This window comes from Pseudomonas sp. LBUM1662 (genome assembly GCF_059695915.1).
On the sequence record NZ_CP166793.1, the window covers coordinates 3,306,437 to 3,327,614 of the forward strand.

The window sequence follows — 21,178 nt, forward strand, 5'->3', positions numbered from 1 at the left end:
ACCTGATTTCTAGCTTTTCAGCGTAGAAAAGCTGGGGAAGTTTGCCGGCAAAGGAAGCGCCTGACCAGGGGAGGGGGAGGGCGTAGGATTCCAAATGAGGCTGTAGGCATCGAAACCAGGCCAGAAATTGTCGTAGTAACGAAAATCCATGACACTCGCCGTTTCACGTTCGCTTTCCCCTATTACCTCCCACACGTATTCAAAGCGCTCATTGAGCGTTGTCAGCGCGAGCAGTTGGATGGCTTGATCAGTTGATAGCCCAGCCACGCGCTCCAACGCCTCCTGGTCATAACCGGGGTTCAAAAGCCCATCAGACCTGTCAATCAGCCGTTGAGCACTGTCGAATATACCCAAGAGCCAGCCGATACATTGGAATTGGGAGATTCGGACTGACCGGTATTCCTCACTTGGGCCGTTTATCTCGACGGAGACCACGGTTTCTCTTTCGAGATGGCTAACATTGATGCAATAAGACATCGCTACTTTCCTTTTATTGTTATTATATGCAATGACTATAATATCCCACGAACCTTTTCCCCGTTGCAAGGATAAATTCATTGCCATTTTGTCAACTAACGACACGGCATAGTAAAATAATTTTTTACGACTTGTCCCGTTAAGCTAAACGCAAAAATGCTTCTGAAAGGTTGTCCGACGTTGGCCTAGCATATGAGGCAAGGCGAGTGAATTTATAATCCACAATAAGGGGAGGAGGGATATGAGTAGTTCGCAGGCGCTTGAACCACAGGTGGCATTCGAGCGCAATAAAGGACGTGAGATTCACCCAGCCATTGGGTTATTCATGGAGTGCCTCCTGAAGTCCTGTTCAGAAGTCGACTGGATGTGATTAACCACTTCGGGGTGTGGTTTAACGAGGTTATCGGTGCGAGCGTTAGATGGGTTTGATCGACACCACATCGAAGTAGCGGAATTTCTTCTTTTTCGCCTCGCTCTTGGCTTCTTGCTCTGCAACAAATGTACTTAAGGTGTTGGCGTCGTAAGTGAAAACTTCGACGGCTCCTTCGAACTCTTTGGTTGCGTGCAGCGTTACCCTCAGTTTCGGAGAGAGTGGTTTCCCGGCGGGGCGGGGCTTTGGGCTATTTCGTTGCGCCGAGACGATTAGAGACTCAGGTGCTTTCGGCGGTGTTGGATCAGGTTCAGATGGATTGGATGAGCCAAGCAGCGCTTGGCGCATCTCCTCTTCGCTTAAATCGGCGTTCATGTTGGATGTCTCATCACACTAAGAAGCGGGCGGTATGCGTAGCGGATTTTAGCATCCTCTCTCCCTGAATGGGGGGTAGGTGGCAACCGAGCGAAGCGCTCACTGGCAATGATTTGGAGTCTTCCTACACGCGAGTTCTAATGCGTCTGCTGGCGTCAGGGAATATCCAACCCTACATCCGAGAAACATCCGTCACCAATGACACAGATCTATCCTTTCTGTATCCCCAACGAGTAACTGCCGTTCAGGCAAAGATGTCAGTTGTCCTCGTTGCCGTTCGCCCCCCAGTAGTCGTTGAACTATTTTCGCTGCACCAACAACGCGGCTGTTTCAGCGAGCGCCTAGTCTTTGCGGCGCAGTTCGCGCTCAAGTTCCTGAATGTGTTTCTTGTCCTTGCAAGACTGTTCACGATCTTCTTTTTGCTGGGCCTTTTCCGATTTCTGGCCGGTGATGAAGGCTTGCTGCCAAGCAGTGATTTGTTCGGGGTAAAGGCCTTTGCGGCGGCAATACTCGCCCAGGTTGATCTCGGACAAAGCAGCCGCTTCAAGGACGACAGCAAACTTGGTTTCGGCTGACCAGTTCTGAGTCGATTGCTTATTTTCGGACACTGCACTTCCTTCGGGAACGAGCTGCTTGCGCCAGTTGGACAAATACATTTCGCTGACCCCTTCGCGCCGGGAAACCTCGGCCATCGACAGGTTCAGCGGGGGAAGCGGCATCTTGGTTAATGTGGCTCTGCGTTCAGGTGAATAGTACGGCACGACCAGTCTCTTTCCGCCCCCCGGTATGCTTTTTTAGGAAAAATCGAGAAGGCGATAACTATCCTGACACCGGGGGGGAGCACGGTCTCCTAGCGTCGATATAGAAACCCAATCTCACGTTTCTACACACTCTGGGCCGGTAGCTGCCTGTAATGAAGAATTGCTCTCGCCCCAAAGCAGATGTTGCGGCGTGCCGAATTCCTGAGGGCCGCCGTTGCACGGTCCTTGATTTTCCTTGGCGTCGGAGTCGTGGCGGCTTTCGTATTGCCGGGGTTGTGGGGACTGATCGCGACGGCGGCGCCTGAGGGGGGCATGGTTAGCCAAGGCATTACCCCTGTGCGCGCGCAGAAACGGTTACCGTAAGCTCAGCGAGACATCTCTTGATGACCCGCAGCTTTGAGAGCGCTGACCGTTTCTATTGCTTCTGCGGGTCAAATTGCTTGTCTCGAATCAGGAGCGCCGGTATTACGCCGCAGATGAAGTAGGCAGCACCCATGACCAGAAAGCCCACGCCGATCGAGCCCTGCGATGCGAGATAGCCGATGGCCGCAGGAGCGATCGCTGCGCCCAGGCGGCCAATATTGTAGGCACCGCCTACCGCAGACCCTCGGAATTTCGCCTCAAAGCTTTCAGTCATGTAGGTGGCATTTACACCGTATGGAATGCCATATAAAAATCCGAACACTACCAGCATCCAAAGTATGTTTTCCGGGCTCTGGAACAGCACGATCACGGGCAGAAAAACCGCAGTTCCTAATGCACCGAAGGCGAACACGGCACGGCGACCAATCTTGTCCGCAGCCAGTCCAGCGAGAATCTTGCCCAGGATCATGGCGGTATAGGTGCCAACCATATAACCGGTCATGGATTTGAGGTTCATGCCCAGTTCGCTTTCAAGGTACGTTGGCAGCCAGTTGTTTACGCCGTAGTAGCCAAATTGCAGGAAGCCGGCGGTCAATGCCCAGGAGATAAACATGAAGCGTGCCTTTGGATCATTGAAGATCTGCTTGTACTTGCTTTCGCGTTTACCCGAAGCCCGATTCTGAATGCCCTGGACTTTTTGTTTGGCTCGCTCGGCTTGAGCGTTGATCCAGGCTTGTGGTTCAGGCACGAATCGCTGCATCACTACCGCCATAATTACCGGGATAATGGCGACGTAGAACAACACGCGCCAGCCATGGATCGGCAAGATCCAGCCCGCCAGCAGTGTCGCGACGATGTAGCCCACCGACCAGCCCGCTTGCAGCGTACCTAATACGGTCGTGCGGTAGCGGGTCGGCACGTATTCGGCCATCAGGGTGTTGCAGGCGACATAGAGGGCACCGATTCCCAATGATGCGACGAACCGGGTAAATGCGAATTGCCAATAGTTTTGCGTAAGCCCGAGAATGGCCGTGCCTACCGAAAAAAGCACGATACTCCAGACGACGGTCTTGACCCGGCCGAACCGATCGCAGGCCCATCCACCGTAGATGCCACCGATGGCCATGCCAGCCAGCGTGAAGCTTCCGAGGCTGCCGGCTTCGACATTGGTCAGGCCAAATTCGGCCTTCAGGCTGTTTAGGCTGTAGGAGAGCAGCATCAGATCAGCACCGTCGATCAACAATCCAAGAAAGCAGAATGCGAATACCAACACCCAGATGTTTTTTTTGGTCAATGACTGAGCATTGGCCTGAGCAGCAGCGTCCATCAGGTCACCTTATTGTATTTATGGGAACAGGGGAGGGCTTGAGTCAGCGTCTATTTGGAGGTTTCAGCCTTGAGCGTCGCGAATCATGTTTCGGGCGATGACCAGCTGTTGAATTTGTGTGGTGCCTTCATAGATTCGGAACAGGCGCACGTCACGGTAGAAGCGTTCAATGCTGTACTCACTGACGTAGCCCGCGCCACCGTGGATCTGCACGCCGCGGTCGGCGACTCGGCCGCACATCTCGGTTGCGAACATCTTGGCGCAGGAGGCTTCGGTACCAATGTTCAAGCCTTGGTCGCGCTTTTGTGCAGCGTCCAGGACCATGCAGCGTGCGGCGTAAATTTCCGCCTTGCTGTCGGCGAGCATCGCCTGGATTAGCTGGAACTCGGCAATCGGCTTGCCGAATTGCTTGCGCTCAATGGCGTATTGAAGGGAGTCAGCGAGCATTCGCTCTGCTGCGCCAACGCTCAAGGCCGCGATATGCAAGCGTCCCTTGTCCAGCACTTTCATGGCAGTTTTGAAACCCACGCCCTCGACACCGCCGATCAACTGAGTCGCGGGTACGCGAACGTTTTCAAAGATGACATCGCTGGTATGTGCGCCTTTCTGGCCCATCTTGTGATCGCATTTGCCCAACGAGATGCCTGGGGTGGTGCGTTCCACGATGAACGCGCTGATACCGCCAGAGCCTTTAATACCCGCGTTGGTGCGCGCCATCACGGTAAAAATGTCGGCGTGGGGGGCATTGGTAATGAAGCGCTTGGTGCCGTTGATCACATAGTGATCACCGTCGCGAACGGCGGTGGTTTTCAACGACGCGGCATCGGAGCCGGAATCGGGTTCGGTCAGGCAGAAGGCACTCAAGAGCTCGCCAGACGCGAGGCCTGGAAGGTACTTGTTTTTCTGCTCCTGGCTGCCGTCCAGCAGGATGCCGATGGAGCCGATACCATTATTGGTGCCGATGTAGGAACGGAAGGCCGGGGAGGTGCGCCCCAGTTCAAAAGCAATATTGACCTCTTCCTCCATCGTGACACCCATGCCGCCGTACTCTTCCGGGATGGTCAGCCCGAACAAGCCCATTTCCTGTAACTGCGCAACAATGTCATCCGGGATATTGTCAGTCTCGGCCACCTCGTTTTCCCGCGGAATCAACGCTTCATTCACGAACTGGCGGAGAGAGTCCAGCAGGATTTGCAGGGTTTCGGTATCACGGATCATGTGCGCTCCTCATGGCTCCCAAGCGAGCCGATTAATCAGGCGCCACTACCGTTGCGTCAGCGAGCGGTGGCGCCAATGTTATTGACCATATCAATCAGCCGGGGGCCGATATCGTCCACGAGTTTTTCTCGCGGCAACTGAAAGCTGGGGCCGCCACAATTGAAAGTCAGCAGCCCGTATTGCGGGTGTAGCAGCGGCACTGCGACGGAATTGACGTCGCGGTGCCATTCACCGATCGAAACGCAAAACCCATAATCGGCGTAGTCCCTGAACGCACGGTCAAGCCCTTTGCGAATCACCGGCCATTGCTCGGCTTCACGCTGGCGAATGTGGTCCAGCAAAAACTCTCGCTCGGTTTCCGGCATCGCCGCCAGGCAAGCGCGACCCATTGAGCTCTGCGCCAGAGGCAAATAGCTGCCGGTCTGGCGGCGCATGGTCATGTTGCCCTGGCCTTGCACCACGTCGACGTAGACCATCTGAAGACGGTCGCGGGCAGCCATGGCGACAGCGGCTTGAGCGTGATTTGCCAGCTCCTCCATCAAGGGATGGGCCACCGCGCGAATCGACAGGTTCGAGAGCATTGCGTAGCCAAATCCCAATACGCCCACGTCCAGCTGGTATTTGCCCGAGTGCACCTCGCGCTTGAGACATCCAAGGCGCATCAACGTATTGGTCAGGCGCGTCACGGTCGGCTTGGGCAGTCCCGTCATCCGGGCCAGATCCTGATTGCCGAGCACGTTAGTCCGAGGCGTAAAGCACCTCATCAGCTCCAGTCCGCGAGCAAGTGCCGTTACAAACTGTCCGCCACTTTCCTCCTCACTCATGCCGCTTGCCGGGTCGACATTACCCATTCTCAACAAGCCCGCCTCGTCTGTTCCAGTTGCAGTGGATAGGGGCTGGGCTGACTTGATGCGTGCCATGTTAGGACCTCAATTCTGAAAAATGCAAGAAAATAAAATCAAGTTTCGCACAGCGAAACTTGAATTGCCATTACCTTTTATTCGGATCTGTCCTAATAAATCCCATTGATTGCTAGGACTAGACCAAAGTTTGACGATCGGTTGTTTACAGATCGTCCAGACAATCCCTATGATAAATCATTAATTCGGTATCTGGTTTCGCCTGGCGAAACAAATAGAGGAACGTATGAGCTCCCCACTCGATTCTGTCGTGTCCCTGCAAATTCGCGATGACGCAGTCGCACTTGTCCAGATTTCCCGGCCTGATGCCAAAAATGCGCTTAACGCCGCGGTGCGTGCGCAACTGGCCGAGCATTTTCGAGCCTTGGCCGTTGACCCCCGCGTTCGCGCCATTGTTCTGACAGGAGGCGAGCACTGCTTCGTCGCGGGCGCCGACATACGCGAATTCGCCGACGCCACGCCGATCGAGATGTATCTGCGCCATACCGAATATCTGTGGGAGGCCATCAGCCGCTGCCCAAAACCGGTGATCGCCGCGGTAAACGGCTTTGCCTTGGGCGGTGGATGCGAGCTGGCGATGCACTGCGACATCATCGTCGCCGGGGAATCGGCCCGCTTCGGTCAGCCGGAAGTCAAGTTGGGGCTGATGCCGGGTGCCGGTGGAACCCAGCGTCTGGTCCGTGCCGTGGGCAAGTTCAAGGCGATGCGTATCGCCCTCACGGGCTGCATGGTTCCGGCCCCCGAAGCGTTGGCCATCGGTATGGTCAGCGAGATGGTAAAGGACGAACAAACCATCCCGCGCGCGCTGGAACTAGCGGCGCAGATTGCCGCGCTGCCTGCCTTGGCAGTGTCTCAGATCAAGGAAGTCATCCTCGCCGGTGCTGATCTGCCGCTGGACAGCGCGCTGGTCCTCGAGCGCAAGGCGTTCCAGCTGTTGTTCGACTCCAAGGACCAGAAAGAGGGCGCTCGTTCCTTTCTGGAAAAGCGTCCAGCCAACTTTGTCGGAGAGTAATTCATGGCACGAATAATCAATCATATGGCGATTGTCGGTGCGGGCGTGATGGGGACCGGAATTGCGCAAATTGCGGCCCAGGCAGGTGTGCAAGTCACGATCTTTGATAATCGTGACGGCGCGGCTCAAGCGGCCCGTGAAAGCTTGAAGCAAACCCTGGAAAAACTGGTCAGCAAGGGCAAGATCGCCGAGGGTGATGCGCAGGCCACCCTTGATCGTATTCATGTGGCAACGTCTTTAGCGCAGCTGGCGAAGGTTGATCTGGTGGTTGAAGCCATCATCGAAAATCTTGAGGCCAAACAGGCCTTGCTGGGCGAGCTGGAAGCAGTGGTCGACGCTGATTGCATCCTGGCGTCCAATACGTCGTCGCTGTCGGTGACCAGTATTGCCCGCAAATGCCAACACCCAGAGCGCGTGGCGGGCTTCCATTTCTTCAATCCCGTACCGCTGATGAAAGTGGTCGAGGTGATCGACGGCCTGGCGACCGATCCGCAGATCGGCGACTGCTTGCAGGCATTGGCTGACCGCGTGGGCCATCGTGGTATTCGCGCCAAGGACACCCCGGGGTTCATCATCAATCATGCGGGTCGTGCCTATAGCACCGAAGCCCTGCAAATGCTCAAGGAAGGCGTTGCCGGGCCTGGCGAGATCGACCGTATCCTGCGTGAGGGCATGGGTTTTCGCATGGGGCCGCTGGAGCTGTTCGACCTGACGGCGCTGGACGTTTCTCACCCGGTGATTGAATCGATCTACAACCAGTTTTATCAGGAACCACGCTATCGACCCGCGGCGCTGACCCGGCAGATGCTGGAGGCCGGATATATCGGCCGTAAGGCAGGACGTGGCTTCTATCGCTATGCCAACGGGCAGATGGTCGAGCCGCCGTTGCCGCAGCCTGTACCGGAAGTCGACGCGATGCCTTCCGTATGGCTCGGCACCGAGTGTGACGACGATCGTGTCGCGTTGACTGCTCTGCTGGAAACCCTGGGCGCGACGGTGGAGCAGGGCGCTACACCAGGCAGCGAGGCGCTTTGCTTGCTCGCACCGTACGGCCTGGATGCGTCCGCTGCCGCCAGCCGGTTCGGCACCGATGCAACGCGCACGGTCTGTATTGATCTGTTGCCCGAGCTTGGTCGCCATCGCACTTTGATGCCGACCCCTGCGACCCGCGCCGATATGCGCGATGCCGCGCATGCCTTGTTCGCTCGCGACGGGGTCGGCGTCAGCGTGATCAATGACAGTGTAGGTTTCGTCGCCCAGCGTGTGCTGGCGCTGATCGTCAATCTGGCGGGCGATATCGTTCAACAACGGATCGCCAGTGTCGACGACCTGGATGAAGGTGTGCGCCGTGGTTTGGGTTACCCCCGGGGGCCGCTGGCCTGGGGCGATAGCCTGGGCGCCAAACGCCTGCTGACTATTCTTGAACGCATGACTGAGCTGACTGGCGACCCGCGTTATCGCCCGAGTCCCTGGTTGCGCCGTCGTGCGTCCCTGGGCTTATCGCTGCGTCACATTGAATCGACGCTGAACTGACCTCTGCCTTAAGGAGTTTCCATGCTCGACGCCTATATCTTCGCAGGACTGCGCACTCCCTTCGGTCGCCACGGTGGCGCACTCGCGCCGGTTCGTCCGGACGATCTTGCCGCTCTGGTTATCCGTGAACTGCTCGCCCGCCACGCTATCCCCGGTGATGCCATCGAGGACGTCATTCTCGGTAACACCAACCAAGCGGGGGAGGACAGTCGAAATATTGCCCGCCATGCGGCGCTGCTGGCCGGTCTGCCGATAACGGTGCCCGGGCAGACAGTCAATCGTCTTTGCGCCAGTGGCCTGGCGGCGGTCATTGACGCTGCGCGTGCGGTCACCTGTGGCGAAGGCGAGCTGTTTGTCGCCGGCGGCGTGGAGAGCATGTCCCGCGCGCCGTTTGTCATGGCCAAGGCAGAAACCGCCTACAGCCGTGACTTGACGGTTTTTGACAGCACCATCGGCGCACGCTTTCCCAACCCCAGGATCATCGCTGAGTTTGGTAACGACAGCATGCCGCAGACTGGCGACAACGTCGCTCGCGAATACGGCATCGGCCGTGAACAGGCGGACCTCTTCGCTGCCAACTCCCAAGCCCGTTATGAAGCCGCGCGACTGTCAGGTTTCTTTGCACAAGAGCTGTTGGCCGTCAGCGTTCCCACCGGCCGCAAGACACCGCCCCATATCGTGGAACAGGACGAACACCCCCGTCCGCAATCCGATCTCACGGCATTGGCCCGACTTAAGCCCTTATCCGAAGGCGGAGTGGTCACGGCCGGCAATGCGTCCGGCGTAAACGACGGCGCAGCCATGCTGTTGATTGGCTCCAAAGCGGGCGGTGAGATCCATGGTCTGGAGCCGATGGCGCGTATTTTGTCCGCAGCCGCCGTCGGTGTTGCTCCGCGTATCATGGGCCTCGGGCCGGTTGAGGCGATCAACAAAGCCGTAGCACGCGCCGGGCTGAGCCTGGCGGAGATGGACATCATCGAGATCAACGAAGCCTTCGCTTCCCAAGTGCTGGGCTGCCTCAAGGGGCTGGGTCTGGACTTTGATGACCCACGTGTCAATCCCAACGGCGGAGCCATCGCAGTCGGCCATCCGCTGGGCGCATCAGGTGCGCGGCTGGCACTCAGCACGGCTCGCGCCTTGCAAGTGAGTGGCAAGCGCTATGCAGTCGTCAGTCTGTGCATCGGTGTTGGCCAAGGGCTGGCGATGGTTATCGAGCGCGTATGAGCTCGCCAAATAAAGGTGAAATGAAATGGGTGCTTTGACCGGATACCGCGTGCTTGACCTGAGCCGCGTATTGGCCGGTCCCTGGTGTGGCCAGACGTTGGCTGACCTGGGGGCTGAAGTCATCAAGATTGAACGACCCGGCGCGGGCGACGATACCCGTGGTTGGGGCCCGCCGTGGATGAGTGATGGAAACGAAGAATCCACTCAGGAAGCTTCGTATTACCAATCGACCAACCGTGGCAAGTTATCGGTGGCACTCAACCTGGCCACGGCCGAAGGGCAGGAATTGGTGCGTGCGCTGGCCGCCAGTTGTGACGTGCTGATCGAAAATTACAAGGCTGGCTCCCTGGCGAAATACGGGCTGGACTATTCAAGCTTGTCGCAAATCAATCCGCGGCTGGTGTACTGCTCGGTAACGGGCTTCGGTCAGACCGGCCCGCGCGCCGCGGAGCCCGGCTACGACTTCATAATCCAGGGCATCGGCGGGCTGATGAGTATCACCGGTGAGCGCGACGACTTACCGGGGGGTGGTCCGCAAAAAGTAGGGGTGGCGTTTTCAGACCTTATGACCGGGCTTTATTCCACCGTCGCCATCCAGGCGGCATTGCTCAGTCGCGAGAAGACCGGCTTGGGCCAGCATGTCGACATGGCATTGCTGGACGTGCAAATCGCCACGCTGTGCAACCAGAGCCAGAATTATCTCGCCTCTGGCAAGCCCCCCGGGCGCTATGGCAACGCTCATGCAAATATTGTTCCTTATCAAGTGTTTCGTGCCAGCGATCGCGATTTCATCATTGCCTGCGGCAATGACAGCCAGTTCATCTCGCTGTGTGATGCGATCGGACTCCCGGAGTTGCCTAAAGATCCGCGCTTTGCCCGCAACGCGAACAGGGTGGCGAACCGCGAGGAGATCATCGGGATTCTCTCGCAACATTTCCTGACTCGCTGTGCCGATGAATGGGTGGAACGGGTCCATCCGCAGGGTGTGCCAGTGGGCGCGATCAACAGCATCGCTCAAGCGCTGGACGAGCCACAGGTGAAGGCGCGAGAGATGCTGGTGAACATTCCTCACCCGTTGAACCCGGACTTTGTCACGGTGGGCAGCCCTATAAAACTGTCGGGTACGCCGGTGGAATATCTGCGCGCCGCGCCCATGTTGGGTGAGCATACCGACGAAGTGCTCAAACGCCGACTGGGTCTGGATGACAACCGCCTGGCCGAATTGAAAGCTCAAGGTGTCATCGAACAACTCGGCGACTCGTCCGGTTGAGCCGCACAAGTCTGGTCAAAAGATTTTTTTCTGAAGGGAGCCCGTAATGAAAGTCCTCGTAGCCATCAAGCGAGTGGTTGACTACAACGTGAAGGTTCGCGTCAAGGCGGACAATTCCGGCGTCGACCTCGCTAACGTGAAGATGTCGATGAACCCGTTCTGCGAAATCGCAGTGGAAGAAGCCGTACGCCTGAAAGAGCTCTCCATAAAAGAAGGGCGCATTGCGACTGAAATCGTCGTCGTCTCCGTCGGCCCGTCCACCGCTCAAGAGCAACTGCGCACCGCGCTGGCTCTGGGTGCCGATCGCGCCATCCTCGTCGAGTCCGCTGAAGACCTGACTTCCCTGGCCGTTGCCAAACTGCTGAAAGCGGTTGTCGACAAGGAACAGCCTCAGCTGGTGATCCTTGGCAAACAAGCCATCGACAGCGACAACAACCAGACTGGCCAGATGCTCGCTGCATTGAGCGGCTACGGTCAGGGCACGTTCGCTTCGAAAGTCGAAATCAGCGGCGACAGCGTTGCCGTGACTCGCGAAGTCGACGGCGGCGCGCAGACGGTTTCCCTGAAACTGCCAGCCATCGTCACTACCGACCTGCGTTTGAACGAGCCGCGCTACGCGTCCCTGCCAAACATCATGAAAGCCAAGAAGAAGCCTCTCGAAGTGCTGACTCCGGACGCTTTGGGCGTTTCCACCGCCTCCACCAACAAGACCGTGAAAGTCGAAGCGCCAGCTGCACGCAGCGCGGGTATCAAGGTCAAATCGGTGGCTGAACTGGTCGAGAAACTGAAAAACGAAGCGAAGGTAATCTAATCATGACTATCTTGGTAATCGCTGAGCACGACAACAAGGTTGTGGCTCCTGCTACCCTGAACACCGTTGCTGCTGCCGCTAAAATCGGTGGCGACATCCACGTTCTGGTTGCAGGCCAGGGCGTTGGCGCCGTGGTTGAAGCCGCTGCGAAAATCGCTGGCGTGAGCAAAGTATTGGTAGCTGACAACGCTGCCTACGCTCACCAGCTGCCGGAAAACGTAGCGCCTCTGGTTGCAGAGTTGGGCAAGGGCTACAGCCACATCCTGGCTGCCGCGACTTCCAACGGCAAAAACATCCTGCCGCGCGTTGCCGCTCAGCTGGACGTTGACCAGATCTCCGAGATCATCTCGGTCGAAAGCGTTGACACCTTCAAGCGTCCGATCTACGCCGGTAACGCCATCGCGACCGTTCAGTCGAACGCTGCGGTCAAAGTGATCACCGTGCGTGCCACCGGTTTCGACCCGGTCGCTGCTGAAGGTGGTTCGGCTGCCGTTGAAGCGGTTGCTGCTGCGCACAACGCCGGCACGTCGAGCTTCGTTGGCGAAGAACTGGCCAAGTCCGATCGTCCGGAACTGACCGCTGCCAAAATCGTCGTTTCCGGCGGTCGCGGCATGCAGAACGGTGACAACTTCAAACACCTGTACGCCCTGGCCGACAAGCTGGGCGCTGCCGTCGGTGCTTCCCGCGCCGCGGTCGACGCAGGTTTCGTACCCAACGATATGCAGGTCGGTCAGACCGGCAAGATCGTTGCTCCACAGCTGTACATCGCGGTCGGTATCTCCGGCGCGATCCAGCACCTGGCCGGCATGAAAGACTCCAAAGTGATCGTTGCGATCAACAAGGACGAAGAAGCGCCGATCTTCCAGGTGGCCGATTACGGCCTGGTGGCGGACCTGTTCGAAGCCATCCCTGAACTGGCCGCAAGCGTTTAAACGTTTGCTGACGTTGAAGCGAATGGCGATCCGGGGCTATTTCGATAGCCCCGATTTCTGAGTGATGGTCGGTCTTTCCAGATAAGTCGATCGCGAGACTGAACCAGCGTACGCCAGATACGTGTGCCATCTAATCCGGGTTTCCATCGTATTTTCTTATATATGGACTTTCTAAATTGGCTTACCTCAATGAATTATCGAGTTTGCTGTTGGATTCGTACTCTTTAGAACTGTTGAATGCCATCGACCGAGCTCATACAGAATGGCAGGCCACTGTTAATCATCTCCGTCGCGCAACGGATGACGAATGGTCAGCGGAATTAGATCGAATGGACCAGCTGGAGGCCCGGTTCAGAGCTTTGCAGGATCAACTCTGCGAACACCTCCGGTCTGCAGTAGTCGGTGCGAGGCCAGTCTAGCCCGCTGCTGCAGGTGGCGATCACGCTGTAATTTTCCCCCTGTAACCTTCCAGTGTTTTATATCGCTTGGAAAAATAATCTTTTTCACTTTCTGGGCAAGCCCCTAGGCTAAGGAGTCTTCGGCCGCGATGACTTTCTCTTGCGCAGAAAGGCAGTGAAAAAATATCAAGTTTCTCGGCGGTGCCTCTTGTTTCCAGATTTTATATTTCGACATATCGATCGAGGTCATTATCAAGCGTGGATAAATATTCCCTCAACGTTGATGGTCCACGTATTTTTGGCTGCAAAACTTGCTCATCGGATGGATTAGGAACTTGGGCAGCGACGTAATGCGCCTGCCAGCCGCTAAGGACATGATGATCCCCGTCGATTCAATGTTTCCGGTGTTTACCTCACACAACGGAACCGGAAGAAACTTGTGGAAGCTATAACAGCGTGAATTCAAAGCTGGCGCTGCGGCCGCTGGGCGGGAGTTTCAGCAGCAACGATGTCGCGCCTTGTTCCAAGGCTCCATGACAGCAGGCTCTGAAACGCTCCGTAGTTGTTTGATCAATCTAACAATGGAAATGGACCATGTGGTCGGTCATAAGAAATCTCCTCTATTCCTACCAACATTCTCCGGTTAATAATTGACCGCATCGGCTGCTTACCAACCAAACTCTGGCAGATTTTACGTAGCAACGCAGGCTTCAAAACGGCGAATGCGTTTTCACACAGCCTGGACCCAGAGAAGACCTTCATGGCAGGTGACTAAATGGTCGAAAGGTCTTTACCTAAGTAATTATTCTGGTGTCATGAGCACAGCGATCGTCATATTGATGAACTCCTCGTTCTTCCCTATTGTTTCCAGCGCACTGCGCACGTTGTCCACAACGTCACCTGATCAAACGTTGTTCGAGCTAAGGCGTTATCCGCGTGTATGCCCACATGAATGGGAGTGGCAACGCTAGCCGAATACTCCAGGACCTAGAAAGGTCAGGAACGCGATGCTCAGGCACATTATGGGCCTGACACTTTTCGCATTTTAGTGAGTGATGCGCTGGACGACTTCAGGCGAGCGCCAGGACTGGATGCGCCGGTGCGACTGCATGCATCTAGCGTGGAAGCCGATGCGACGCTGATGCTATGGGCGTTACTCCATAGCAGGGCGTGGGTACTCAGCTCGTTTGATGACGCGTCGCGATTTGTGAGTTTGCGCCAAGGATTGAAGCCCATCTGCTTCGCTCGATCCAAGCAAGGTTGTTACAGGACGGCTACGCGGATGATGCGATCAAAGAGGACTTTTTGGGCTGGGAGATTGGCCTGTGTCCGGGTGGTGAGTGAACCTTAGTCTTGAGTTACGCCTAAATGGTATCGGCCGCACTCCCTTAGTCATTGCCACCTGGTGAGCCTCATCTCCTTGCTGGAGCAGGCCTTGTTCAATCTGTTGACGAGGCCGCCAATTGGCCTAACAAACATGCCCCTGGTCGATTTTTTCCAGCGTCTCCTTTACCGAGATATACCCCGTTTCCGAGCAAGCAAACTCGATCGGTGAACGGCCACCGAACGCCGTCTTGGGTTGACTCAGCCAAGCTTCAGACTTTGCTTTGTTGCCAAATACCGCCTCGGCTTGGTGTTGAACCAACTCAACATAATTCATTTGCTGACTCACTTGAGACCCATTGGTGATGGCTGGAGGCACTCTGTTTTAGCGCTTTTCTGTGCGACAGTAGGAGTATACCTATAACTGCCGTAGCCGCATGATGGCGCCTGTGATGCCTTGAGCATTCCGGCCCAGCGTTTCCATGGCCGCAATTGCGTTAGCGGCAACGCTCCCCACTCCATTCTCAGAAAGCCACTTGGTCACCTCCTCAATGGCCGCACATATGGCGTGCTGGTTGTGCAGGAGTAGCGTGAGTGCGTCTGCTGTGGCGATGCGGGCCTCAGAGTTATCTGACATGGGTATCTTCCTTGAGTAAGTGTTGCGGGAAGACTAGCTGAACTCGCCACTGGCTCGAACCACTTCTCCAGATTCGCTGACACTTGGGCAATTACCTTGACTTGACCACCCATTTGCATTCGACCTTACAAACGTCTGCGCTGGATTTGACCCGCCCCCCTTGGTAAACATGACCGGCAGTGAACGGCCAGATGCTGCCCGCCAGGAAGGGCAGCAGTCGGCCAGAAGCAGCCTCTCACGTAGTGGTGCACTTTTGCCGCGTTTGGCCTGTCCTACCAAAGACCGGTCTGATGAACTTGCGCTCATAGCTCATGATGCACCTCGAATCGTCCGCGAACTTGAAGGCGGCGATGGACTCCGAGTCGATCATGGGCTGCTCGCGGTAGCGCTCGCACTTGGCAAAGCTTGTAAAGGTGAACATCGCTATTGCGATATTGTTGGCACCCTCGGACGGTAGGAAGTAGCCGTGATGCCGGCCACCAAACCTTTCCACCAAGGGAATTCACAGCTTCGCGTAGTGCTCGAACTCTTTGATCTTGTAGGGATCGAGGACGTATCTCAGATAACAAGTAACCATGTGTTCTCTCCACAAACGTTATGGTGTTGGACGGGTTATAAAAAGGTCTGGTTCAGAACAGCGGCGGCCTGGCTCAGACCGTCGTTATACGGCCAATGGCATCGCGAGTTCACCCAACTCATGTTGTCCCAGGTGGTAGGCGATCCATTTCTGGTCCCGTTGCCCGCCCAGTTGCCGATAAAACGCTTCGGCGGGCTCGTTACCGAGCATCACGTCCCACTTCAACCGCCCGGCCCCGCGAGCCAGCGCCCAGCGTGCGATGTAATGCATCAGCGCCTTGCCCAGACTATTGCCACGGCAATGCGGTGTGACGTACAGCTCCTTCAACAGCACCGTCGGCTGCAGATCGAAGGTGAAGGGAATTTCGAGTACGACAGCATAGCCGGCGATCTGCCCCTCCCATTCGGCGACAACGATGTGGCATTGAGCATTTTCGCCAAAGGCACGGGCCCGCAGTGCATCTGCGTCGACCTTGAACTCGTCGAGGTAGTCTTCAAAATGCGCCAAGGCCCGCATCAATTCAATAAGGGTCTCTGCGTCATCCGGGCGCGCCGGACGCACCCGTCCCCCCGGCCTCAGCATGCGCAGGAAACTCCATGGACAGTGGCGTTTTCCAAAGAGTCGGTGCCATCCAAGGGCAGCCCTTCGTCGAGCCAGCCAGTGACACCCCCCAGCATTTCCTTTACCGCATAGCCGAGACCGGCCAGGCGTATCGCGGCCCGGTGCACTCCGTTGCAATGAGGGCCGGCGCAATAGACCACGAACAACGTGTCGGGTGGAAAGTCGGCCATGCGCTCGGCAGTGATGTCACGGGTAGGAATATTGCTCGCGCCCGGCACATGCCCTGCAAGGTAAGCCTCATGACTTCTGACATCCATGAGGACATAGTCAACTTCGCCCCGTTCCTGGCTGTGGTAGACGTCGGAACAGTCAGTCTCGAACGCCAGGCGCTGGCTGAAATGCAGCAAGGCGGCTGAGGGAGTTGCGGCAGATGTTTCACGGATTAGGCTAGTCATGGTGATCACTCGGTGATTGAGAGTGGCCCCATTGTAGGAGCCCGCCGGATACCGCTACAGTGGCGCACTAGACAGCGACCGGTGATTTTCCGCCAATGTATCAAGATCCAGGATTAGTGGCTGTGCTGGCTTACGACGGCCTGTGTACCTTCGAATTCGGTATTGCCGTGGAGATTTTTGGGCTACCGCGCCCGGAGTTTGATTTTTCCTGGTACAGCCATCGCATCGTGGCTGTAGATGAGGGGCCGATGCGTGCACTCGGCGGCATGCAGGTCGTAGCTGATGCCGGCCTTGAATTGCTGGCCGCGGCTCGAACCATCATCGTACCGGGCTGGCGTAATCGGGAGGAGCGGCCACCGCAGGCGCTCCTGGACGCAATGCGTGCTGCTCATGATCGCGGGGCTCGACTGCTGTCGATCTGCTCTGGTGTGTTCGTGCTGGCCGCCACGGGCCTGCTGGACGGCAAGCGCGCCACGACGCACTGGCGATATACCAGTGAGCTGGGGGCCCGTTTTCCCGCCATTGAAGTAGACCCCGACGTACTTTACATGGACAGCGGCCAGCTCATTACCTCTGCCGGCAGCGCCGCCGGCATTGATGCGTGCCTGCATCGGGTCTGCCGGGACTTCGGCACGCAGGTGGCCAATACCGTTGCCAGGCGGCTGGTCATGGCGCCGCAGCGCTCGGGAGGGCAAGCACAGTTCATCCCTGCCCCTGTAGCGCAAGCACCTCGCGACGCCCTGGCACCCGTTATGGAATGGGCGCTGCAACACGCGGGCGAGCCGTTGTCGGTCAAACAACTGGCGGCCAAGGCGCTGATGAGCGAACGAACCTTTCTACGGCGCTTCAGCGATGCGACCGGCATGACGCCTAAAGCCTGGTTGCAGCAGGCACGCATGACATTGGCGCGTGAGCTGCTGGAAAGCAGCCGCCTGAGCAACGACCAGATTTCAGAGCGGTGTGGATTCGCGTCTGTTGACAGCTTCCGCGTGGCATTTCGCAAAGCAACGGGTGTGGCACCGAGCTTCTATCGTGAACGCTTCGGAGAACGAGGCGGCGCGAGGGCGTGATTACAGGCAACGCACTACCCATGGCTGGCGCTTGCGACAGGCAGCCTTGGGTCGTTTTCTGCCCATCGCGAGAGGCAGAAAACGACCCAAAGCAGGCACTCAATGCACTCGACCGAAGCCTACGTCCATGTTGACCTTGAGCAAGGTATTCTTCGTTTCAATCCCAAAAATCCCCAGCCAGATTTGTTCGAGAATGCGAAAAGCTACTAACCTCGCGGGCCTTGGCTCAAGATAATATTTCCAGAAGAAGCAGGTTTATCTGCGCAGTCGTCACTGGGTTATAAAATCGCGAATCGCCTGGATGATTTGAGTGGGCGCTTCCTCCATCAGCCAATGTCCTGCGCCCGGAATTACTAGCTCCTTGACGTTGTCTGCGGCATTGCGCATCACGATCGCTTCGTTGTTGCCGAAGGATTTTTCACCGCCTACGGCCAGCACCGGCATGGTCAGCTTTGTCTTCATAGACGCTTCGTTGTCCACAGCATCCTGGCGAATGCTGCGAAACTGGGCGAAGGCTGCGTGCATTGTACCGGGGCGGGCATAGAGTTTGGCGTAATGCTGGCGGGTGGCTTCATCGACCTTGGTACGATCACCCGCAAACTCGTTCCAGAAACGGTCAAGGTAAATGCGCTCACGGCCGGCCACCAGACGCTCGGCGTCTGGGCCGCCAAAGTCGAAGTGCCATAGCATTGGAGAGCGAACGATGTCGTTCCACGGCGGAATACCGGGCACCGGCGCGTCCATTACCACCAACCGATCGGTCAGTTGCGGATAGCGAGAGGCGTAGGCAAAGGCGACCATGGTACCTATATCGTGACCTATGATCACCGCATTCTCGATGCCCAGCGCCGCCAACACCCCACGAACGTCGCCCGCCTGGGTTTTCTTGTCGTAACCTTTCTCCGGAATCGACGATAAGCCCAGACCGCGGAGGTCGGGCACCACGATGGTATGATCCTTGGCCAGGTCGGCGGCCAATGGCGCCCACATGTCGCCGGTGTCGCCGAAGCCATGCAGCATCACTACGGCCGGCCCTTTGCCACCAACGCGCACATGGATTTTGGCGCCCTCTACCGCGATGTCTTGCGTATGAAACGTCGAAGGAAATGGCGTCACGTCAGCATGAGCTGGAAAGCTTACGGCAAATAGCATGGAAGCGATCAACAGGGCTCGGATCATCACGGTGTCTCCAGATGTGTGTAAATGGAGAAGCGTAGACCTACATGCGAAATTCGGATTTGCGAAGCTATATGTTTGTTTACTGGATGCGATTTTTCCCGCGAACCTACAGCGATATCATCTATTTGAGTGGCCGCTCATGGCCGAGACTGTGTAAAAACGTTTTTCAGCGCGACAGGTACTCAAAACCGGACTGGAAATCGCGCTTCTATGCGAAATCCACATCTGCTGACGGGCCAATAAATTTCAGATTGAACGTAGACGCGCACACTTCAATTTTGGCGAAGCGTTTTTTACACACTCTGGGCCGATTACTGCCGGCCACGACCAACCGTGGGCGACCAAAAGTGCCCTATAGGGGGGCGTCATAGATTTCCACCGTCAACATGCGCAGGGTTGGGTCGTCATGAACAACGATTACCCACCCCGTAAGCGATGGTAGATTGCGTCTTTTAACGTCCACGCTCGTACCTTAATTAGCTCAATTCCACCACAAGGCAGAGAAGTTCAGTGTAAGCGCCTGCTTGCTAATCCGCGAAAGTGACAGTGCCATTTTCAGCTGGTCGAGCTCCTAGAATGAAAAAGGCCTTAAAACGTTAGATATATAAATAGGTACGCTACCATGCTTTTTCCTCGCCCTCGACTATACTAGTCTTCGCCATTAGGAGGATTTACATGAAGTGTTTGATATGCAACGCTGAGGCGCCCTCGCAACTTAGGCCTGGGCTCTGGATTGAAACTCGCTGCGTGGGTGTGGTCATTTTCGGATATCAGCCGAATTAATGGGCAGGCTGTTCTCATCGAAATCGGGTTTTGATATCTCGCGCACTCGAGCCCGGCTTGAACAGGCTCGCGTGAACTACTCGGTGCCGCAAATATCCGGTTATGACTACAGTGTTTCATTACTTGGAAATAGCTAGCGTTAAATCTCTTCTTTGAACTCTGATGCTGCGCCAGATAGAAGCGTGCAATCTCAAGCGGCTGAGGTGATGGATGCTGTCACGGGCTTGCGTAACTGATCCAGTCGAGTCCATTCGTCGAGGCTTTCACGATAGAAGCGCCAGAGACCGAACAAGCCGTAAATTGCATGATTCGACCCTACTCCTGATAACCCATGCGCAGATGCAACTTGAGCGCTGGAATGTTATGCGTTTCGCAAACATCCACCACTTTGTTGCAGCCTTTCGCTTGCATCGCATGCCAGAGCTTGAGATGAGCGTCGACGGAGAGGACCGTGCCGAAGTAAGGCGGTGTCATTTCACACCAAACTCGAAAAACTCGTCTTCTTTAACCGGAAACCAGCAACCGTAATAGTGCTGCTTGTCACGACCGTGCGCTCGCTCAGCCAACGAACGTCACTGCTCCACGACGATGAGGTCCATGAGCGTTTTTACACCCTCTGAGCCAAGAGCTGCCGCGCGCGCATATCTACTAAAGCGGGGGGGGGGCGCCGGAAAGGTGGTCTGTCGCTGCCTGCGACATCTTGGTGGCGCGGAGTTGGGGGACTTCGCATAAAGCTATACGGGTCATCGATCAATTGTGGCCCACTGTTCGCGTTGCATCCGTCCCTGGAGCGCTTACTCACCCTAGTCTTATGCTAGGTTAGCGGGAGCAATATCCGCTCGCTGACAGGTTTAAGGGACAGCAGGTATTGCCGCATCACTCGTTCTGACGACGGGTGTAATGCAACAGTCGATCGGTTTCGGTCTTGACCACCAGGTAGCACTCGCAGCTGAGCCGTTCAAGGCGCGCTCTATCCAGAACCGTGATCTGGCCTCGGCTGTACTCGATGACGCCTTGACGCTGCAGTTTGCCGGCCGCTTCCGTGACGCCCTCGCGGCGCACGCCCAGCATGTTGGCGATAAGCTCCTGGGTCATGTTCAGGCGATTGCCGTGCAGGCGATCCAGCGACAACAGCAGCCATCGACACAGTTGCTGATCGATCGAATGGTGGCGATTGCACAAGGCGGTCTGTGACATCTGCGTGATCAGCGCCTGGGTGTAACGCAGCATCAGCAGGAGCAGATCGCCATGACGGTTGAATTCTTTCTTGAGTTTTTGCCCCGGCAGGCGAAATGCACCACCGGCACTCTGCACCACCGCCCGACTGGAGGTGCTTTCGCCCCCCATGAACAGCGCAATGCCGATCAAACCTTCGTTTCCGACCACGGCGATTTCTGCTGACGAGCCGTTTTCCGTAACATGCAGCAGGGAGACGATGGCATCGGTCGGGAAGTAAACGTGCCGCAAGGTGTCCCCCGGTTCATACAGCACATCCCCCAGCGCCAGAATGACCTGCTCCAGGTCCGGAACAAGACGCTGGAGGTCGACGGTCGGGAGCGCCGCCAGTAAATGATTGTGGCTTGGATCGGGGGAGGCATGCAT

At 56.6% G+C, this 21,178-nt stretch carries 18 protein-coding genes and 4 pseudogenes; 7 read left to right on the forward strand and 15 right to left on the reverse strand.

Going from position 1 to position 21,178, the window contains the following annotated elements; translation table 11 throughout:
• Positions 1-9: 9 nt before the first annotated feature.
• The 6 genes and pseudogenes from ACA049_RS14945 to ACA049_RS14970 all read right to left on the reverse strand — a co-directional run bounded on the left by ACA049_RS14945 (position 10) and on the right by ACA049_RS14970 (position 5,811).
• Positions 10-477 carry a hypothetical protein gene (locus ACA049_RS14945; RefSeq protein WP_497336647.1) on the reverse strand — a complete coding sequence of 156 codons (468 nt, stop codon included), beginning with the start codon at positions 475-477 and terminating at the stop codon, positions 10-12.
• A 415-nt stretch (positions 478-892) separates the two neighbouring features.
• On the reverse strand, positions 893-1,222 hold the full coding sequence (locus ACA049_RS14950) for a hypothetical protein (protein WP_497336649.1): 330 nt from the start codon (positions 1,220-1,222) through the stop codon (positions 893-895).
• Positions 1,223-1,450: 228 nt separating this feature from the next.
• Positions 1,451-2,010: pseudogene (locus ACA049_RS14955) on the reverse strand (IS3 family transposase); the annotation flags it as partial.
• A gap of 388 nt (positions 2,011-2,398) precedes the next feature.
• A complete protein-coding gene (locus ACA049_RS14960; protein WP_497336651.1) occupies positions 2,399-3,673 on the reverse strand; it encodes an MFS transporter in 1,275 nt (424 codons plus the stop codon).
• Between the two features lie 63 nt (positions 3,674-3,736).
• Positions 3,737-4,891 (reverse strand): acyl-CoA dehydrogenase family protein, encoded by a 1,155-nt coding sequence (locus tag ACA049_RS14965; RefSeq protein ID WP_497336653.1) that lies wholly within the window; start codon positions 4,889-4,891, stop codon positions 3,737-3,739.
• A gap of 56 nt (positions 4,892-4,947) precedes the next feature.
• A complete protein-coding gene (locus ACA049_RS14970; protein WP_497336655.1) occupies positions 4,948-5,811 on the reverse strand; it encodes an IclR family transcriptional regulator in 864 nt (287 codons plus the stop codon).
• Positions 5,812-6,037: 226 nt separating this feature from the next.
• Here ACA049_RS14970 and ACA049_RS14975 point away from each other — a divergent pair, with 226 nt between their 5' ends.
• The 6 genes from ACA049_RS14975 to ACA049_RS15000 are packed head-to-tail and all read left to right on the forward strand — an operon-like array spanning position 6,038 to position 12,593.
• Entirely contained in the window at positions 6,038-6,823 is a 786-nt protein-coding gene (locus tag ACA049_RS14975; RefSeq protein WP_497336657.1) for an enoyl-CoA hydratase, read from the forward strand.
• Positions 6,824-6,826: 3 nt separating this feature from the next.
• Positions 6,827-8,356 (forward strand): 3-hydroxyacyl-CoA dehydrogenase, encoded by a 1,530-nt coding sequence (locus ACA049_RS14980; RefSeq protein ID WP_497336659.1) that lies wholly within the window; start codon positions 6,827-6,829, stop codon positions 8,354-8,356.
• 21 nt (positions 8,357-8,377) lie between these two features.
• Positions 8,378-9,580 carry a 3-oxoadipyl-CoA thiolase gene (locus tag ACA049_RS14985; RefSeq protein ID WP_497336661.1) on the forward strand — a complete coding sequence of 401 codons (1,203 nt, stop codon included), beginning with the start codon at positions 8,378-8,380 and terminating at the stop codon, positions 9,578-9,580.
• Between the two features lie 25 nt (positions 9,581-9,605).
• Positions 9,606-10,850 (forward strand): CaiB/BaiF CoA transferase family protein, encoded by a 1,245-nt coding sequence (locus ACA049_RS14990; RefSeq protein ID WP_497336663.1) that lies wholly within the window; start codon positions 9,606-9,608, stop codon positions 10,848-10,850.
• 46 nt (positions 10,851-10,896) lie between these two features.
• Positions 10,897-11,661, forward strand: a complete 765-nt coding sequence (locus tag ACA049_RS14995; protein WP_497336665.1) for an electron transfer flavoprotein subunit beta/FixA family protein — start codon at positions 10,897-10,899, stop codon at positions 11,659-11,661.
• 2 nt (positions 11,662-11,663) lie between these two features.
• The gene (locus ACA049_RS15000) at positions 11,664-12,593 is read left to right on the forward strand and encodes an electron transfer flavoprotein subunit alpha/FixB family protein (protein ID WP_497336667.1); all 930 of its coding nucleotides are present in this window, start codon (positions 11,664-11,666) and stop codon (positions 12,591-12,593) included.
• A 453-nt stretch (positions 12,594-13,046) separates the two neighbouring features.
• Here the strand turns inward: ACA049_RS15000 and ACA049_RS15005 are convergent.
• The 6 genes and pseudogenes from ACA049_RS15005 to ACA049_RS15030 form a co-directional block, all read right to left on the reverse strand.
• A pseudogene (locus ACA049_RS15005) lies at positions 13,047-13,566 on the reverse strand (ATP-dependent Clp protease proteolytic subunit); the annotation flags it as partial.
• A gap of 893 nt (positions 13,567-14,459) precedes the next feature.
• Complete coding sequence (locus ACA049_RS15010; RefSeq protein ID WP_497336669.1) at positions 14,460-14,651, reverse strand: antitoxin Xre/MbcA/ParS toxin-binding domain-containing protein; 192 nt, start codon at positions 14,649-14,651, stop codon at positions 14,460-14,462.
• Positions 14,652-14,732: 81 nt separating this feature from the next.
• The gene (locus tag ACA049_RS15015; RefSeq protein WP_497336671.1) at positions 14,733-14,951 is read right to left on the reverse strand and encodes a hypothetical protein; all 219 of its coding nucleotides are present in this window, start codon (positions 14,949-14,951) and stop codon (positions 14,733-14,735) included.
• A 235-nt stretch (positions 14,952-15,186) separates the two neighbouring features.
• Positions 15,187-15,528 (reverse strand): annotated as a pseudogene (locus ACA049_RS15020) (NIPSNAP family protein).
• A gap of 84 nt (positions 15,529-15,612) precedes the next feature.
• Positions 15,613-16,110 carry a GNAT family N-acetyltransferase gene (locus ACA049_RS15025; RefSeq protein ID WP_497336673.1) on the reverse strand — a complete coding sequence of 166 codons (498 nt, stop codon included), beginning with the start codon at positions 16,108-16,110 and terminating at the stop codon, positions 15,613-15,615.
• Positions 16,104-16,544: a rhodanese-like domain-containing protein gene (locus ACA049_RS15030; protein ID WP_497336675.1), complete on the reverse strand. Its 441-nt coding sequence runs from the start codon at positions 16,542-16,544 to the stop codon at positions 16,104-16,106. Before ACA049_RS15030 ends, ACA049_RS15025 begins: the two co-directional genes overlap by 7 nt.
• A gap of 95 nt (positions 16,545-16,639) precedes the next feature.
• On the opposite strand from ACA049_RS15030, the gene ftrA reads away from it, so the two are divergent.
• Positions 16,640-17,614 (forward strand): transcriptional regulator FtrA, encoded by a 975-nt coding sequence (gene ftrA / locus ACA049_RS15035; RefSeq protein ID WP_497336677.1) that lies wholly within the window; start codon positions 16,640-16,642, stop codon positions 17,612-17,614.
• Positions 17,615-17,884: 270 nt separating this feature from the next.
• On the opposite strand, the gene ACA049_RS15040 is transcribed toward ftrA, so the two are convergent.
• From ACA049_RS15040 to ACA049_RS15050, 3 genes and pseudogenes are all read right to left on the reverse strand, one after another.
• Positions 17,885-18,793 carry an alpha/beta fold hydrolase gene (locus ACA049_RS15040; RefSeq protein WP_497336679.1) on the reverse strand — a complete coding sequence of 303 codons (909 nt, stop codon included), beginning with the start codon at positions 18,791-18,793 and terminating at the stop codon, positions 17,885-17,887.
• 973 nt (positions 18,794-19,766) lie between these two features.
• Positions 19,767-20,112 (reverse strand): annotated as a pseudogene (locus ACA049_RS15045) (N-acetyltransferase); the annotation flags it as partial.
• A gap of 340 nt (positions 20,113-20,452) precedes the next feature.
• Positions 20,453-21,178, reverse strand: coding sequence for a Crp/Fnr family transcriptional regulator (locus tag ACA049_RS15050; RefSeq protein WP_497336681.1), 726 nt, complete (start codon positions 21,176-21,178; stop codon positions 20,453-20,455).